Below are 15,959 nucleotides of genomic sequence, written 5' to 3'. Positions count from 1 at the left end.
GACGCGGCGGATGGTCATTTCGGACTGGATTTGTAACAGATTCGCCTGTCGCTGCCCATGATGGCACAGGGCCCCGCCGCGCGACGGGGCCCTGCCCAATTGCCCGGGGACGGCCGCGCGGTGCTATCCCGCCTCGGCCAGGATGCGCGCCCCGCTGCGGACGGAGGCCTCGCTGACCCGGATGCCCAGGCCCGGCCCCTCCGGCACCACCACGGCGCCGTCGCGGTTGGGCACGCGCTCCTCCAGCACGTCCTCGGTCAGCACGTGGTGCGGCATGTAGAACTCGCAGCCGAGCGAGATGCCGGGCGTCGCCGCGATCATCTGCGTGCCGGCGGCCAGCGCGATGCCGCCTTCCCAGAGCGTGCCGCCATAGCCCGGCAGACCAGCCGTGTCGGCGATGGCCATCATGGCCTGCGCCTTCAGCATGCCGCCGCACTTCATCAGCTTCACCGAGATGGCATCCGCCGCGCGGCGGCGCACCACCTCCAGCAGGTCCACCGCGTCGTAGCAGCTCTCATCCGCCAGCACCGGTGTGTCCAGCGCGGCGGCGAAGCCGGCCATGGCGTCGAGGTGCCGGCGCGGCACCGGCTGCTCGATGAAGGTGGGGCGGAAGCGGTCCACATCACGCAGCACCGTCATCGCCGCGAAGGGCTCCAGCGCCTGGTTGTAGTCGAGGCGCAGGTCCACCGCGTCACCGAAGGCGCCGCGGATCGCCTCCAGATGCGCCATGTCCTCGCGGTGCGGCTTCACGCCGGTCTTCACCTTGAACAGCCGGTGCCCCGCCGGGACCATCTCCCGCATCCGCGCCATGTCGGCCTCGAAATCCGGATCGGCGATGGAGAAGGAGAGCGGGATCGTGTCGCGCACCCGGCCGCCCAGCAGATCGGCGACCGAGAGGCCCTTCGCCTTGCCCAGCAGGTCCAGCACCGCCATCTCGACGCCCGCCTTGGCATCGGTATGGCCGATCAGGGCGCGGTCCATCCGCGCCAGCATCGCGCGCAGCCGCAGCGCCGGATGGCCGACCACATGCGCGCGCAGATAGGTGTCGAGGGCGGAGAAGGCGCCTTCCGGCGTGCCGGTGAAGACCTCCCAGGGCGCGGCCTCGCCCCAGCCGGTCAGCCCGTCGGCGGTGGACAGGGCGATCAGCACGCGCTTCACGCTGCCCTTCACCGAGCCCACGCCTTGCGCGCGGGCCATCTTGATCGGGCTCTCCACCAGGAAGAGCCGCATGCGGTCGATGATCATGTCTCTGTCTTCTCAGGCCGTGGCGCCGGGGAACTGCTGCGGAGGGGGGCTTTCCGGCAGCCCTCCCTGGCGATGGAAATGCGACAGGAAGGTGCGCGTGGCGGCTTCGCGGGGGGCGTCGATCACCTGCCGCGCCGGCCCCTCCTCCACCACCACCCCGTCGCGCATGAAGACCACGCGGTCGGCGACCTCGCGGGCGAAGGCGATCTCGTGCGTCACGATCACCATGGTCATCCCCTCGGCGGCGAGGCTCTGCATCACGCCCAGCACCTCGCCCACCAGTTCGGGGTCGAGCGCCGAGGTCGCCTCGTCGAAGAGCATCACCTCCGGCTCCATGGCCAGGGCGCGGGCGATGGCCACGCGCTGCTTCTGCCCGCCCGAGAGGCGGGAGGGAAAGTAGCCCGCCCGGTCCGCCAGCCCGACCCGGGCGAGCAGCCGCTGCGCCAGCGCCTCGGCCTGCGGCTTCGCCATGCGGCGCACCGTGACCGGGCCCTCCATGACGTTCTCCAGCGCCGTCAGGTGCGGAAACAGGTTGAACTGCTGGAAGACCATGCCGGTATTGGCGCGGAAACGGGCAAGTTCCCGCCGCCCCGGCAGGCGCTGTCCGGCGGCGAAGTCGAAGCCCTGGCCGCCGATCCGCACCCGCCCGCCATCCGGCACGACGAGCAGGTTCAGGCAGCGCAGCAGGGTGGACTTGCCGGAGCCCGAGGGGCCGATCAGCGCCACCACCTGCCCGGGCTCCACCCGGAAGTTGATGTCGCGCAGCACGGTGTTGTCGCCGAAGCTCTTGCGCAGCGCGGCGACGTCGATCTTGGGTTGGGATGCGCTCATCACGCCCTCCTCAGTCGCTGCGCGCCATGCGGCGCTCCAGGTATTGCACCAGCAGGGTGAGCGGGAAGAGCACGGCGAAGTAGATCACCGCCACAAGGGAGTAGGTCTCCAGCGGCCGGTAGGTGTCGTGCGCGATGGCCTGGCCCTGGTAGAGCAGGTCCGGCACCGCCAGCACCGAGACCAGCGAGGTGTTCTTGAACTGGATGATCGACTGGTTCATCAGCGGCGGGATCATGCGCTTGATGGCCTGCGGCAGGATGATGCGCCGCATGGACTGGCCGGGCGTCATGCCCAGCGCCTCCGCCGCTTCCCGCTGTCCCGCGTCGATCGAGACGATGCCGCCACGGATGATCTCGGCATAGAAGGCGCCGCCATAGAGCGAGAGCGCCAGCATCGCCGCCGAGGTCGCCGACATGTCGATGCCAGAGAGGATGGGCAGGGCGTAGTAGAACCAGACGAGCTGCACCAGCACGGGGGTGCAGCGGAAGACCTCGATATAGGCCTGGGCGATCCAGCGGACGATGGCATAGGGCGCGAGCCGCCCCAGCCCGGCCACCAGCCCCACCACCAGCCCGATCAGCACGATGCCGACGGTGAAGGCGATGGTGACGCCGAGCCCCTGCAGGAAGAGCCAGCGGTAGCCCCAGATGAAGTAGAAGTCCCACTCGTACATATGGTCTCTCTCGTGCCGCCCGCCCGGCCCGGAAGGCGGGGCGGATGGCCGGGCCACGCGACGCGGCCCGGCCTTCCCCTTAAGCCCCTGCCCCTCAGCGCGGGGCGGGCGGGGACAGGACGCCGCCACCGCCGGCCGGGCGCGGGGCCCGGGCGGCGGGGCGGCAGCGAAGCGGGATCAGAGCGTCAGGCCCGCCGGGAAATCGGATTCCTCGACGCCGACCAGCCTCATGTTCGACACGATCGCCTGCCGCACCACGCCCAGGCCGCGGTTGTAGTCGATCCAGACATTGACGAAGTCGCGCCAGGTCTTGTCCGGCTCGCGCCGGAAGCCGGCATTGGAGGTGGTGAGGAAGACCGGCTTCGGCGTGACGATCTCGCCGAGATTGGGAACCTTCTTCTTCACGGTCAGGGCCAGGATGATCACGATGCACTGGGCGTCGGCCCGTCCGGTCTGCACCGCCATGGTGGCCTCGTCCGCGGTCTTGAAGCGGGAGATGGTGGCCTTCGGGCAAAGGCGGGTGACCGCACCATCCTGGGAGGAGCCGCTGTCCACCGCGATGCGGATCTCGGGCTTGTTCAGGTCTTCCCAGGTCTCGAAGGTGAAGCCCTTCTTCGTGATGAAGGAGAAGGCATTGTTGAAGCAGGGCACCGAGAAATCCACCGCCAGGGCGCGGCGCGGCGTCGGGTTCAGGCCGAAGAAGACGTCGAGCTTGTTGCTTTGCAGGTCCAGCACCGCATTGCCCCAGGTGGTCTCGTGCAGATCCAGATCGACCTCCAGCTCCTGTGCCAGGGCACGGCCGAGATCCATGTAGAACCCCTTCCACTCCCCCGTGGCGAGGTCCTTCACGTAGTAGGGCGTGGCCCCCGCGACGGCGCCGAAGCGCAGCTTCTTCGTGCGCTTGATCCGGTCCAGCGTCGGCTCGCCGCTCTCGGCCGGGGGCGTCTGCGCCGCGGCGGAAGGGATTCCCAGCGAGGCTCCGAGTCCGGACCCTGCCGCGAGTGCCGCGAAGCCGCCGGTCCTGGCCATCAGGCGTCGTGAGATCATGATCGAGACTTCCCTTTCCAAGGCGGCCCCTCCCCAGGGCGAACGCCAGTCAAACGTCAGTTATCCGCCCGTGGCCCGGCCGCCGCCAGACCGTCCGCGCGACGAATGCGGGCCGGAAGGGGACATCCGGGCCCGGCCCCCGGCCAGTGGGGCCGATCCGGGGAGATGGATGCACCCCCTAGCAGCATCCGGGCCAGATCAGGACCGGTTCCGCCTGAAATGCCCGGCGCGGTCGCCGGCGAGCACCCCGATACCGCCGGAAGGTGGTCCCGGGGCACGGAATCGCGTCATGGCGGGGCGTGGGGCGCATTCTCCGGCCCGGTGACGGTTGCCAAGCGCCTCGGCCATTGCCACACACTCCGCCCGGAATGAGTCACCACGACACGCAGATGTTCGAGCCCCGGGTCAAGGCTGTCCTGGGGCCGACCAACACCGGCAAGACGCATCTCGCCATCACGCGGATGCTCGCGCACAGCTCCGGCATCATCGGCTTCCCGCTGCGCCTCCTGGCGCGCGAGAACTACGACCGGATGGTGGCCGCCAAGGGCGAGCAGCACGTCGCCCTGATCACCGGCGAGGAGAAGATCATCCCGCCCGAGGCGAGGTGGTTCGCCTGTACGGTGGAGGCCATGCCGCTCGACCGGAAGGTCGAGTTCCTGGCGGTGGACGAGATCCAGCTCTGCGCCGATCCGGACCGGGGCCACGTCTTCACCGACCGGCTGCTGCATGCCCGCGGCATGGTGGAAACCATGTTCCTCGGCGCCGAAACCATCCGGCCGCTGCTCCAGCGCCTCGTGCCCCGGGCGGAGATCGAGACCCGCCCCCGCCTGTCCCAGCTCACCTATGCCGGCCCGGCCAAGCTCACCCGCCTGCCGCCGCGCTCCGCCGTCGTCGCCTTCTCCGCCGGCGAGGTCTATGCCATCGCCGAGGCCATCCGCCGCCGCCGGGGCGGCTGCGCCGTGGTCATGGGCCGCCTGTCCCCCCGCACCCGCAACGCCCAGGTGGCGCTGTACCAGGAGCGGGAGGTGGATTTCCTGGTGGCCACGGACGCCATCGGCATGGGGCTGAACATGGATGTGGACCATGTCGCCTTCGCCTCGCTCACCAAGTTCGACGGCCACCGCTCGCGCGAGCTGAGCGCCCAGGAGGCCGCGCAGATCGCCGGCCGCGCCGGGCGCGGCATGCGCGACGGCACCTTCGGCGTCACCGCCGACTGCCCGCCCTTGTCGGACGAGATCGTCGAGAAGATCGAGAGCCACCAGTTCGAGCCGCTGCAGACGCTGGCCTGGCGGAATTCGGCGCTCGACTTCGCCTCGCCCGAGGCGCTGCTGGAAAGCCTCGCCGCCCCGCCGCCCTTTGCCGGGCTGGCCAAGGGCAACGACGCGGACGACCACATCACTCTCGCCGCCCTGGCACGGATGGAGGATGTCCGCGGCCTGGCCAACAGCCGCTCCCGCGTCGCGCTGCTCTGGGAGGCCTGCCAGATCCCGGACTTCCGCAAGCTGGCCGACGAGACGCACCAGAACTTCTGCGCCCGCGCCTTCAAGCATCTGGCCCAGGACGGGCATCTGCCGGAGGACTGGATCGCCTCCGGCATCGCGTCCTGCAACAGCATCGAGGGCGACCTCGACACGCTGATGGCCCGCCTCGCCTCGATCCGGGTCTGGAGCTTCGTCGCCGTGCGCAATGACTGGTTCCGCGACGCCGCCCGCTTCCAGGGCGAGGCGCGGGAGGCCGAGGACCGGGTCTCCGACGCGCTGCATGAGCGCCTGACCGCCCGTTTCGTGGACCGCCGCGCCGCCCATCTGATGCGCAAGCTGGACGATGGCGAGGAGGAGCTGCTTTCCGCCGTCACCCGCCGGGGCGAGGTGGTGGTCGAGGGCCATCCGGTCGGCAAGATCTCCGGCTTCAACTTCGAGGCCGCGACCGAGGCCGGGGCCGGCGAGGAGGAGCGCAAGGCCCTGCTCCGCGCCGCCCGCCGGGCCCTGAAGGAGGAGATGCCGCGCCGCGTCTCCCTGCTGGAGGCGAGCAACGACGACGCCTTTGGCCTGACCCCGCTGCAGCGCGTCACCTGGACCCTGCCCGGCTCCCCGCCCCCCGGATCGCCCGGTCACGAGGCGGCCGAGATCGCGCGGCTCAAGGCCGGGCCGAGCGCGGACAAGCCGCTGGTCGAGCCGCTGAACTCCGAGTTCCTGGACAGCGCCCAGCGGGAGCGCGTGCGCGCCCGGCTGGCGACCTGGCTGGAGAACACGATCAAGAAGGCCATGGCGCCGCTGGAGGCCGCCGAGACCAAGGCGGCCGAGGATTCCAGCCTGCGTGGCCATCTCTTCCGGCTGCGGGAATATCTGGGCCTGGTGCCCGGCGGCACGGAGCGGGAGATCACCCCGGAGCTCCGCGCGAAGCTGAAGGGCATCGGCGTGCGGGCGGGGCGCTTCGCCCTCTATCTGCCGGAGATGCTGAAGCCCAGGCCCATGGCGCTGCGCGCGCAGCTCTGGGCACTGGCCGCCGAGAGCGCGGTGCCGCCGTTGCCGGTGGGCGGGCTGGTCTCGATCACCCCACCCTCCAACTGGCCCGCCGGCTTCGCCGCGCAGATGGGCTGGGTGCTGGCGGGCGAGGTGATGATCCGCCTCGATGTCGCGGAGCGCGTGGCGGGCGAGCTGGGTCATCTGACCCGGCGCGCCCCGGCGCTGCTGCCCGGCGATATCGCCAGCCGCCTGGGCGTGAAGGCCGAGGCCCTGGCCCCGGCGCTGACGGCTCTGGGCTTCCGCCTGCTGAATGCCGAGCCGCTGCCGGACGAGATGTTCGGCCCGCCGGCGCCTCTGATGGTGGCCGCACGGCGCGAGGACCATCACCGCCACGGGCGCCATGACCATCGCGGCCGGGGCCAGCCCGGCGCTGGCCAGGGCGGACGGGGGCGCGAGCGGGGTGGCCAGGGGAGTGGCCAAGGGGAAGGCCGTGGGGCGAACCGCCCTGCGCCGGCCACCGCCGCCGAAGGGGAGAACCCGGCTGCGGCCGAGGTCCAGGGGGCCGAGGGTCAAGGGGCCGAGGGTCAGGGCGGGCAGCCGGCCTCCGGAACCCCGGACGGAGCGCCGCGCCCGCGCGACGAGAGGCCGCGCGAAGGCAACCGCCATGGCCGCCGCGACGAGCGCCACGGCAAGGGCCCGGGCCAGGGTGGCGACAAGGAGCGCGGCGAGCGTTCCGGGGGCGACAGGCCCCGAGGAGACAGGCCGCAGGGAGACAGGCCCCAGGGAAACAGGCAGGGGGGCGACAGGCCGCGCGGCGACCGTCCGAGGGGCGACCGTCCCTTCTCCGACCGCGACCGGAGGGGGGGCGACCGCGAGCCGAGGGTCTTCCAGATCGGTGGCAAGCGTGACTCCGGCCCCGATCCGGACAGCCCCTTCGCGGCCCTGGCCAAGCTGAAGCTCGGCAAGTGAGGGCTTGAGCGGCGCGGGCGAAGGCCCGGAGGAGGGCCGGGACTGGCAGCGGCTGGATGCCTGGCTCTGGTGCGCGCGGGTGGCCAAGACCCGCGCGGCCTGCTCCCGGCTGGTCGAGGCCGGTGCCGTCCGCCTGAACCGCCAGCCGGTGGAGAAGGCCCATGCCCGGCTGCGCGCCGGGGATGTGCTGACCCTGGCGCTGGGCGGGCCCGAGCACGGGCGTATCCAGGTCTGGCGTGTCCTGTCCCTCGCCCAGCGCCGTGGCCCGGCGCCCGAGGCCCGGCGGCTCTACGAGGAGCTGGTGGACTGAACGCGGCTTCGCTCCAGCGGTGGAGCAGGGTTTCCTACCGCGCCATCCCTGGTCCCCGCCACCCGGCCTAGACTGCCGCCCCCCGCAGGCCGCGCGGCCCCTCCGCCGGCAGCGCCATTCCGCCGGATCGGGCTCCATGTCGAATGCCACCCCCGCCACACGCTTCCTCGACAAGGCCGGCATCGCCTATGAGCGCCGGCACTACGACTATGCCCCGGGGGCGGAGCGCATCGGCCTCCAGGCGGCGGAGGCCATCGGCGAGCCGCCGTCGCGCGTGCTGAAGACCCTGCTGGCCCGTGTGGACGGCAGGCCCGTCTGCGTGCTGCTGCCCTCGGACCAGGAGGTGAGCATGAAGCGCCTCGCCGCCGGTTTCGGCGGGAAATCGGCGGAGATGATGCCGCCCGGGGAAGCGGAACGGCTCACCGGCTATCATGTCGGCGGCATCAGCCCCTTCGGACAGCGGCGCCGCCTGCCCACGGCGATCGAGGAGGCCGCCCTGGCCGAACCCTATGTCTTCGTGAATGGCGGCCAGCGTGGCCTGCAGTTGCGCCTCGCCCCGGCGGAGGCCCGGGCCGCGCTGGAGGCCGTGGCCCTGCGCCTCATGGCCTGACGCGGCCGGCGCACAGGGGACGGCGCACAGGGGAGATGTCCCCTCGGGGCAGCCCGGCGGCCTGGACGGCTTGCCGGGAAGCCCCGTTCGCGCCATGTGACGCCGGAACTTTCGCCAGCGTGCCGGAAGAGATACCGGACAGGAGACTGCCGCAGTGACCTACGTCGTCACCGAGAACTGCATCCGCTGCAAGTACATGGACTGCGTCGAGGTGTGTCCCGTGGACTGCTTCTACGTCGGCGAGAACTTCCTGGTCATCCATCCGGATGAGTGCATCGACTGCGGCGTCTGCGAGCCGGAATGTCCCGCCGAGGCGATCCTGCCGGACAGCGACGACCGCGCGACCGCCTGGGCCGAGGTCAACCGGACCTATGCCCAGCAATGGCCCAACATCACCCGCAAGGGCGAGGCGCCGGCGGATGCGGAGGAGTGGAACGGCAAGCCGGACAAGGCCGGCCTGCTGAGCCCCAACCCCGGCAAGCCCTGAGCGCCGCTGGCGGCAGGCTTTCCGGCCCGCCGCCCCTTCCCGGCTTCTCCCCGGCGGTCTCCCTGTCCCAGCCGGCGTTTCGCCCGCCCGCACCCCGCATGTGACGAGGGGCGTATTTTCTGCTATGGGGCCGCTCGTTTTCGGTCAAAGCATCCCCAATCTCCCGTGGCGGGCCCGTTCCGCCGCCCGGCCGGTTCCGTTCCAGCAGGGTGGGACCGGGGGGATGGGCATGGCCCGATCCGGAGAAGGCAGCCCTCGCCGCGGGGTCGCGTTCATCCGCACTGGAGGTAGAGAATGAAGGCTCCCGCGCAAGCGCCGGCGTCATATCCGGATGGAACCAGCAAGGGAGTGGCCGGGCATGAGTGCTGATCCGAAGCCGGAAGAGACCGTGGCCGACGCCGCCCCCGCCAGCCCCGAGCCCCGTGCCGAGGAAAGCCAGGCCAGCTCCGTTCCCAGCGGTCCGATCCGCCCCGCCCCGCCGCCCAAGCCACTCGGCAACCAGGGCAAGGACTTCAAGGCGGGCGACCATGTGGTCTATCCGACCCATGGCGTGGGCCAGGTGCAGGGCATCGAGGAAGTGCCCGTCGCCGGCACGACCCTGAAGGTGATCGTGATCACCTTCGAGGAGAACCGGATGACGCTGAAGGTGCCCATGGCCAAGGCGCCTTCCTCGGGCCTGCGCAAGCTCGCCTCGCCGAAGGTGATGGACGAGGCCATGGCGACCCTGCGCGGCAAGGCCCGCATCAAGCGCACCATGTGGTCGCGCCGCGCCCAGGAATACGAGCAGAAGATCAACAGCGGCGACCCGATCGCCATCGCCGAGGTGGTGCGCGACCTGCACCGCAATGCCGGGCAGCCGGACCAGTCCTTCTCCGAGCGGCAGATCTATGAGCTGGCGCTGGACCGCTTGGCCATGGAGGTCGCGGCGCGCGATGCCACGGACAAGATCAAGGCTACGGTGAAGCTGATGGAGCACCTGAACAAGGCCGACAAGAGCGCCGACAAGGGGGAGTGATCCCTTTACCCCCCGGCATGGGGGCGGGGGCGTGCCGGGGAGAGGCTTCCTTTCCCCGGCCATCCGCAGCCGGCCGGCGGGGGATATGGAAAAGGCCCCGGGGATCGCTCCCCGGGGCCTTTCGCCGTTCCGGCCCTCGCCTGGGGCGGGGCCGGGATCGATCAGTTGGACTGGTTCCGCACGCCCATGAACTGCAGCATGAACTGGAACAGGTTCACGAAGTTCAGGTAAAGGCCCAGCGCGTCGAAGACGGAACGCTTGGCGGCCTCGTCGCTGCCCTCGGCATAGGCGTACTCGATGTAGTCCGCCTTGATGCGCTGCGTGTCATAGGCGGTCAGGCCCACGAAGATCAGCACGCCCAGCACGCTGATGCCGAACTGCAGCGCCGTGGAGCCGACGAACATGTTGACCAGCCCGGCGATGATGATGCCGATCAGGCCCATCATCAGGAAGCTGCCCATGCGGGTCAGGTCGCGATTGGTGGTGTAGCCGTAGATGCTGACCGCCGCGAACATGCCGGCCGTCACGAAGAAGGTCGTGGCGATCGAGGTGCCCGCGTAGATGACGAAGAGGTTCGCCATGCTGGCGCCCATCGCCGCGGCGAAGGCCCAGAACAGCGCCTGCACCGTCGTCTTCTGCATGCGGTTCACGCCGAAGGACAGCACCAGCACGAAGGCCAGCGGCGCCAGGATCGCGGCCCAGCCCAGCAGCGTGGGCTGCGTGACGAGGTAGCCGGACTGGGTACGGCCCACGGTGTAGAAGGCCTGGGACAGCGCGGTGTTCGCGATGACATAGGCAACGATGCCGGTCAGCGCGAGGCCGGAGGCCATCCAGTTATAGACCCGCAGCATATAGGCGCGGAGCCCGGCATCCAGGACGGCGGCATCCGTGCTCGCCCGCCCCAGAGGCTGGGTCCACGCCGAGCCGCCGGTCGTGAAGCGGTTGTCGGGACGCAGTGCCATGGTGTGTTTAGGACTCCTCCTGGCGGGAATGAGGTTTGGGCCATCCCCGCGGTCGCGGAATTATATGGACATTCTGTAATGCGGATCAATGGCCGAGAGCGGCCCGGCCCTTCGGGCTGCCTCGCGCCAGGAGCCGCGATCGGGGTCCCTTCCCTTCCTCCCCGGGCGGGAAGCGGCGGCATGGGGCCGCACCCGACACGTCCTGGCAGGATAGCACGATCCCGCCGCCAGCGGCCGGCTATTGTGCGGGCCCGGACACGGTGTGACGGCTGGCCGTCCTTCATGACGGAAACCGCGAGCCCGATCCGGGACATGCCGGGAAAACCTCCTCTTCCGCAGGGAAAGATGATGCGCTGGGGGAGGAAGGACCATGGGCTTTCCATGTCCTGCGGATTGCAAATGGTGACGGATTGGCACTCGCCGGGCCCGGTTGCCCGAAATCAGCCCATCCAGGTCTGTTCCGCATCTCCGTCGGATGCCGGAAGCCGTGTCGCGGGTGGCGGCTGTACGAGGGTCTGCGCCGTCGCCCGCATGGCCCATGTCGTTGCGCGGCCCGATTCGCGCGACGTCCCGACCCCGGCAGGAGGCGGGGCGGGCACGGTCGCCGTGCCCCAGGTCGTATCGGCCCAGCCGCTGCCCCAGACTTCCTCCGCGCTCTCGGTCCCCTGCCAGGGGTAGCGACCTGGGGCGCGGGGCAGGAAGCTGTGCATGGATGCGCAATCCAAAATGACTTCAATTGTCTTTTTAATGATATTTCGTGAGAATGTCAGTCCCTGTTTTCGTTTTCCGGGCTGATCGGATGTCCCGGCGAAACGGCCGCCGGAGGGATGGCCCCTCCGGCACGCCCGTCCTGCCCCGGTGCCCTGGCTCAGCCGAAGCCCATGAAGCCCGGGCTCTCGCGCAGCGGCGTGGCGGCCTTGAGCTTCGCCATGTCCGGCACCGGCCGGGCCGTGCGCGGATCCCCGGCCAGCAGGCGCTCCAGCGCCGCCGCGACGGCCAGCACCTTGGCATCGCCGCCGCGGGGCCCGACGATCTGCAGGCCGAAGGGCATGCCGTTATGGTCCAGCCCCACCGGCAGGGAGATGGCGGGGTGCCCGACCAGGGTCGCGGCATAGGCGAGCGCCAGCCAGTGGAAGTAGGTCCGGGTCGGCTTGCCGTCGATCTCGGCCGGGTAGAGCTCGGTCCAGGGGCGCGGGCTGAGCGTGACGGCCGGGGCCAGGATGACATCGTGGACCGCGAAGAAGCCCTGCCAGCGCTTGTACATCGCCGTCTGGAGCTTCATCGCCTGCGCCACGTCGAGCGCGCTGTAGCCCAGCCCTTCCTCCACATTCGCGCGGACATTGGGGCCGACCTGGTCCGGCGTGTCCCGCACCTTCTCGTGGAAGCCGGCAATGAAGGAGAGCGCGCGCAGCACCTCGAAGGACTCGTCGGCACCGGCGCAGTCCGGGGTGGTATCCTCCGCCCGGGCGAAGACATGGCGGAACAGGCCGGTCTTCTCGGCGAAAACCGCGCGGATGTGCTTCTCGGTCGGGGCGAAGCCGAAATCCGGCGTCAGCGCCACCTTCAGCGAGGCGAGATCCACCGCGCCCGGCACGGCGAAGTCCTCCGGGCGGCGCACCTGCCGGCCCTCGATGGTGGTGGCCAGCGGATCGCCGGCATCGTCGCCGACCATGGCGGACAGCAGCAGGCAGAGATCCGGAACGGTGCGCGCCATCGGCCCGAGCACGCCGAGCGCGGCCCAGCCCAGCGGCTTCTTCTCGTTCGGCACCAGGCCCGGCGTCGGGCGGAAGCCGACGATGCCGTTATAGGCCGCCGGGTTGCGCAGCGAGCCGCCGGTGTCGGAGCCGGTGGCGATGGGCACCATGCCGCAGGCCAGCGCCACGCCCGAACCGCCCGAGGAGCCCGCCGCCGAAAGCGACGGGTCGAAGGGGTTGCCCGTGGCGCCATAGACGGCGTTGCGGGTATTGGCGCCGGCGCCCCATTCGGGCGTGTTGGTCTTGCCGAGCACGACCGCCCCCGCCTTGCGGGTATGGGCGACGATCAGCTGGTCCTTTTCCGGCACATGGTCGCGGAACAGCGTGCTGCCATAGGTGGTGCGCAGCCCGGCCACATCCTCCAGGTCCTTCACACCGATCGGCAGGCCATGCAGGGCCGGCAGCGCATCGCCGCGCGCCACCGCCGCATCGGCCTCCTTCGCCGCCGCGCGGGCACGGTCGTAATCGCGTGCCACCATGGCGTTCACCGCGTGATCCACCGCCTCGATGCGGGCGATGCAGCTTTCCAGCAGCTCGGTGGCGGAGAGCTTCTTCTCGCCGATCAGCGCGCGCGCCTCGACGGCGGACAGATCACAGGGTTCGGTCATCGGTGGTTCCTCGAAGTCGGACGCCCGTGGCGCCGGGTCGTGCCGCAGGCCGCCGCCATGCCGGCCGCGAATGCGGAGCCGGGCGCCTCGGGCCCGCGCAGGTTGGAAGCAGCGGGGCCGCCGCACAAGAGCCCCGGGGGCGGACCGGACGCATGGCGGGGCGGTTGGCCCGCCCCGCCGGGGAGGACGCTCAGACCAGTCGGGGGGAGATCGGCTGTCCCTTGGGCTGCCCCAGGGGCAACACCGGGGCGGAGGCCGGTTCCGGCGGCAGAACGGGATCGATCGACATGTCCGTCTCCTTCGCCTCCACGCCGAACAGCGCGAGCAGGCAGAAGGCCACGGCGCCGACCGCCACGACGATGCCCAGGCCCAGTCCGTAATTGCCGCCGAAGGACGCGGCGAGCGCGGCCTGCACCGTCGCGTTGCCCGCCGCGAGCATGTTGCCGAACTGATAGGTGAAGCCGGGAAAGGTCGCCCGCGCCTCGGGCGGCGAGATCTCGTTCAGATGCGCGGGCATCACGCCGAAGGTGCACTGGACCAGGAACTGCATCAGGAAGGCCGTGGCGCCGAGCGCCACCACGCCGGAGGCGCTGGCCCAGAAAGGCAGCAGCAGCAGCGCAAGGCCGCTGGCCAGGGCGAGCTGGCGACGGCGCCCGATGATCTGCGAGAGCGAGCCGCCGCAGAGGCTGCCGAGGATGGCGCCGATGTTGAAGATCACCGCCAGGATCGAGATCTCCCGAGCGCCCAGGTGGTGCTGCTCCCGCAGGAAGACGGGGTAGAGGTCCTGCGTGCCATGGCTGAAGGTGGCGGCCGCCGTCATCAGCAGGATGGCATAGAGGTAGAGGCGCCGGTGGCGGCGCAGCGACTGGCCGAGCGAAACGCGTGCCGCCACTCCGCCCGCCTGCCGCTGCCGCTCCCAGGCCGGGCTCTCCGGCACGGCGCGGCGGATGTAGAGCACCAGCAGGGCCGGCACCACGGCGGCCAGGAAGAGCCCGCGCCAGCCCAGCGTCGAGTAGCCGATGCCGTAGAGCAGTGCCGCCAGCAGGTAGCCGAAGGAATAGCCCGACTGGAGGATGCCGGAGACGGTGCCGCGCCAGCGGGCCGGGATGCTTTCCATGGTGAGCGAGGCGCCGATCCCCCATTCGCCGCCCATGGCGATGCCGAAGAGTGCGCGCACCAGCAGGAAGACCATCAGGTTCGGCGCGAAGCCGGTGGCCACGGCGAGGAGCGAGAAGCTGAGGATATTCGCCATCAGCACCGGCTTGCGGCCATAGCGGTCGGCCAGGCGGCCGAAGAGCAGGGCGCCGACGGGCCGCAGGCCGAGGGTCAGGGTGAGCGCCCAGGTGATGGTGGTGATCGAGGTGCCGAATTCCCGGGCAACGTCGCTCACGACGAAGACCAGGATGAAGAAGTCGAAGGCATCGATGGTCCAGCCCAGAAAACAGGCCATGACGACGTGCCAGGGCTTGGCTGCCTGAGGCATCCGCAATCTCTCCGTCCGTTTCCCTGTCCGTGGCGTCGTTGCGCCCGGATCTGACCGAGGTTCCCACTTCCGGACGGTGGCACCAAGCGAAAGTAACCTTGTGGTTACTTAATTAACGTCCATCTCTAAGGTAATTTATGTGGTGCGGGGCAAAAAAGTAACCGAATGGTTCACGAAGCCTCGCATTCCGCACGGCTGCCGCCATCCGGCCCGTCCTGCCACAAGGGGGCCCGTCATCCGGGCTTGTGGCCCGATGCCAGTGGGGTGCGACATGGTGCTGCGTGAGGGTGGAAGGGCGCGGCGGCGCTGGCCGGTGCCGGTGCCGGTGCCGGTGCGGCCCTGGGGCCTATGGCGTTTCCGGGGGCGCGGCCGCCCGCGCCTGGAGGCGATCGCGTCCGGACGGGATCACCCGGACACGGCGGAGCGCGGCATGTTTTACGGGCGCGCCTCGATGACCATGCTGAACGGCGTTTCCGCCGCCTTGCGCAGGTTGCGGAAGCCGCCTTCCCTGATGGTGTCGGAAACGCGGGCGAAACCCGCCTGCGCGCCGAGGGCGGCGCCCACCGGCTGGTCCAGCGAGGTCGGCACGCAGATCATGGTCGAGGCCGCGTAGTAGAGGCGGCCCACCGGGTTCAGGTTCTCCTCCAGCCGGTCGCCCGCCCGCGGCTCGACCACCATCCAGCAGCCTTCCGGCTTCAGCGCCTGGAGCACGTGCCGGGCCGCCCCGACCGGGTCGCCCATGTCGTGCAGGCAGTCGAAGAAGGTCACGAGATCGAAGTCCTGGCCCGGGAAGTCGCTGGCCAGGGCGACCTCGAACCGCGTGTTGGCCGTCACGCCATGCTCTTCCGCATGGAGCCGGGCCTGTTCCACCGAGCCCGCGTGGAAGTCGTATCCGGTGAAGCGCGAATTCGGGAAAGCCCGGGCCATCAGGATCGTGGAGAAGCCATGGCCGCAGCCGACATCGGCGACCGTCGCACCCCGCTCCAGCTTCGCCACGACATCCCCGAGCGCGGGCAGCCAGGACGCCACGAGGTCACGTTGATAGGCGGGGCGGAAGAAGCGCCCGACGGCGCAGAACAGGCAGGGCGCCTGCCCTCCCCAGCCGACACCCTTGCCGCTGCGGAACGCGCGCTCCACCAGCGGCTCGTTGTCCATCAGCGCGGCCGCCATGTCGAAGCCGCCCTGCATGAAGAGCGGCCCCTCGGAGTCGGCGAGGAGCATCGCCTGCTCCGGCGGCAGGGTGAAGCGTCCGCTGCCGGGATCGTAGGACAGGTAACCGGAGGCCGCCTGATGCGAGAGCCATTCCCGGGCATAGCGTTCGGCCACGCCCGCCTCCGCCGCCAGCTCGGCCGGGGTCATGGGACCCCGGGCCTGGAGCGCCTTGTAGAGGCCCAGCCGGTCACCGAGACGGACGAGTGCCACGCTGCAGGCACCCCCGAGATCGCCGAGCATCTGGCCTATCACCTGATGAAGCCTTGCCTCGTCCATCCTGGTCGTCCT

At 70.4% G+C, this 15,959-nt stretch carries 14 protein-coding genes; 5 read left to right on the top strand and 9 right to left on the bottom strand.

Going from position 1 to position 15,959, the window contains the following annotated elements; genetic code table 11:
- Nucleotides 1–123: 123 nt before the first annotated feature.
- From RGI145_RS05970 to RGI145_RS05955, 4 genes are all read right to left on the bottom strand, one after another.
- Nucleotides 124–1,245, bottom strand: coding sequence for an enolase C-terminal domain-like protein (locus RGI145_RS05970; protein WP_075797640.1), 1,122 nt, complete (start codon nucleotides 1,243–1,245; stop codon nucleotides 124–126).
- Nucleotides 1,246–1,257: 12 nt separating this feature from the next.
- Nucleotides 1,258–2,076, bottom strand: coding sequence for an amino acid ABC transporter ATP-binding protein (locus tag RGI145_RS05965; protein ID WP_075797639.1), 819 nt, complete (start codon nucleotides 2,074–2,076; stop codon nucleotides 1,258–1,260).
- 10 nt (nucleotides 2,077–2,086) lie between these two features.
- Entirely contained in the window at nucleotides 2,087–2,749 is a 663-nt protein-coding gene (locus RGI145_RS05960; protein WP_075797638.1) for an amino acid ABC transporter permease, read from the bottom strand.
- A 177-nt stretch (nucleotides 2,750–2,926) separates the two neighbouring features.
- Nucleotides 2,927–3,796, bottom strand: a complete 870-nt coding sequence (locus tag RGI145_RS05955; protein WP_075797637.1) for a transporter substrate-binding domain-containing protein — start codon at nucleotides 3,794–3,796, stop codon at nucleotides 2,927–2,929.
- 389 nt (nucleotides 3,797–4,185) lie between these two features.
- Here RGI145_RS05955 and RGI145_RS05950 point away from each other — a divergent pair, with 389 nt between their 5' ends.
- The 5 genes from RGI145_RS05950 (at nucleotide 4,186) to RGI145_RS05930 (ending at nucleotide 9,652) form a co-directional block, all read left to right on the top strand.
- Entirely contained in the window at nucleotides 4,186–7,230 is a 3,045-nt protein-coding gene (locus tag RGI145_RS05950; protein ID WP_075797636.1) for a helicase-related protein, read from the top strand.
- 4 nt (nucleotides 7,231–7,234) lie between these two features.
- On the top strand, nucleotides 7,235–7,540 hold the full coding sequence (locus RGI145_RS05945) for an RNA-binding S4 domain-containing protein (RefSeq protein ID WP_075797635.1): 306 nt from the start codon (nucleotides 7,235–7,237) through the stop codon (nucleotides 7,538–7,540).
- 136 nt (nucleotides 7,541–7,676) lie between these two features.
- Nucleotides 7,677–8,150 carry a Cys-tRNA(Pro) deacylase gene (gene ybaK, locus RGI145_RS05940; protein WP_075797634.1) on the top strand — a complete coding sequence of 158 codons (474 nt, stop codon included), beginning with the start codon at nucleotides 7,677–7,679 and terminating at the stop codon, nucleotides 8,148–8,150.
- Between the two features lie 154 nt (nucleotides 8,151–8,304).
- A complete protein-coding gene (fdxA, locus tag RGI145_RS05935) occupies nucleotides 8,305–8,637 on the top strand; it encodes a ferredoxin FdxA (protein ID WP_019461230.1) in 333 nt (110 codons plus the stop codon).
- 358 nt (nucleotides 8,638–8,995) lie between these two features.
- Nucleotides 8,996–9,652 carry a CarD family transcriptional regulator gene (locus RGI145_RS05930; protein ID WP_208863936.1) on the top strand — a complete coding sequence of 219 codons (657 nt, stop codon included), beginning with the start codon at nucleotides 8,996–8,998 and terminating at the stop codon, nucleotides 9,650–9,652.
- 161 nt (nucleotides 9,653–9,813) lie between these two features.
- Here RGI145_RS05930 and RGI145_RS05925 read toward each other — a convergent pair whose 3' ends face one another.
- The 5 genes from RGI145_RS05925 to RGI145_RS05910 form a co-directional block, all read right to left on the bottom strand.
- A complete protein-coding gene (locus tag RGI145_RS05925) occupies nucleotides 9,814–10,614 on the bottom strand; it encodes a Bax inhibitor-1/YccA family protein (RefSeq protein ID WP_208863935.1) in 801 nt (266 codons plus the stop codon).
- 440 nt (nucleotides 10,615–11,054) lie between these two features.
- On the bottom strand, nucleotides 11,055–11,324 hold the full coding sequence (locus RGI145_RS24945; RefSeq protein ID WP_156878446.1) for a hypothetical protein: 270 nt from the start codon (nucleotides 11,322–11,324) through the stop codon (nucleotides 11,055–11,057).
- Between the two features lie 158 nt (nucleotides 11,325–11,482).
- Nucleotides 11,483–12,976, bottom strand: coding sequence for an amidase (locus RGI145_RS05920; RefSeq protein ID WP_075797633.1), 1,494 nt, complete (start codon nucleotides 12,974–12,976; stop codon nucleotides 11,483–11,485).
- Between the two features lie 190 nt (nucleotides 12,977–13,166).
- Nucleotides 13,167–14,459 (bottom strand): MFS transporter, encoded by a 1,293-nt coding sequence (locus tag RGI145_RS05915; protein WP_075797632.1) that lies wholly within the window; start codon nucleotides 14,457–14,459, stop codon nucleotides 13,167–13,169.
- 435 nt (nucleotides 14,460–14,894) lie between these two features.
- On the bottom strand, nucleotides 14,895–15,911 hold the full coding sequence (locus RGI145_RS05910) for a class I SAM-dependent methyltransferase (RefSeq protein ID WP_237183221.1): 1,017 nt from the start codon (nucleotides 15,909–15,911) through the stop codon (nucleotides 14,895–14,897).
- Nucleotides 15,912–15,959 lie beyond the last annotated feature (48 nt).

This window comes from Roseomonas gilardii, from assembly GCF_001941945.1.
GTDB lineage: Bacteria > Pseudomonadota > Alphaproteobacteria > Acetobacterales > Acetobacteraceae > Roseomonas.
Note: the sequence above shows the minus strand (reverse complement) of the source record. Positions and strands in the feature narration are given on the sequence as shown.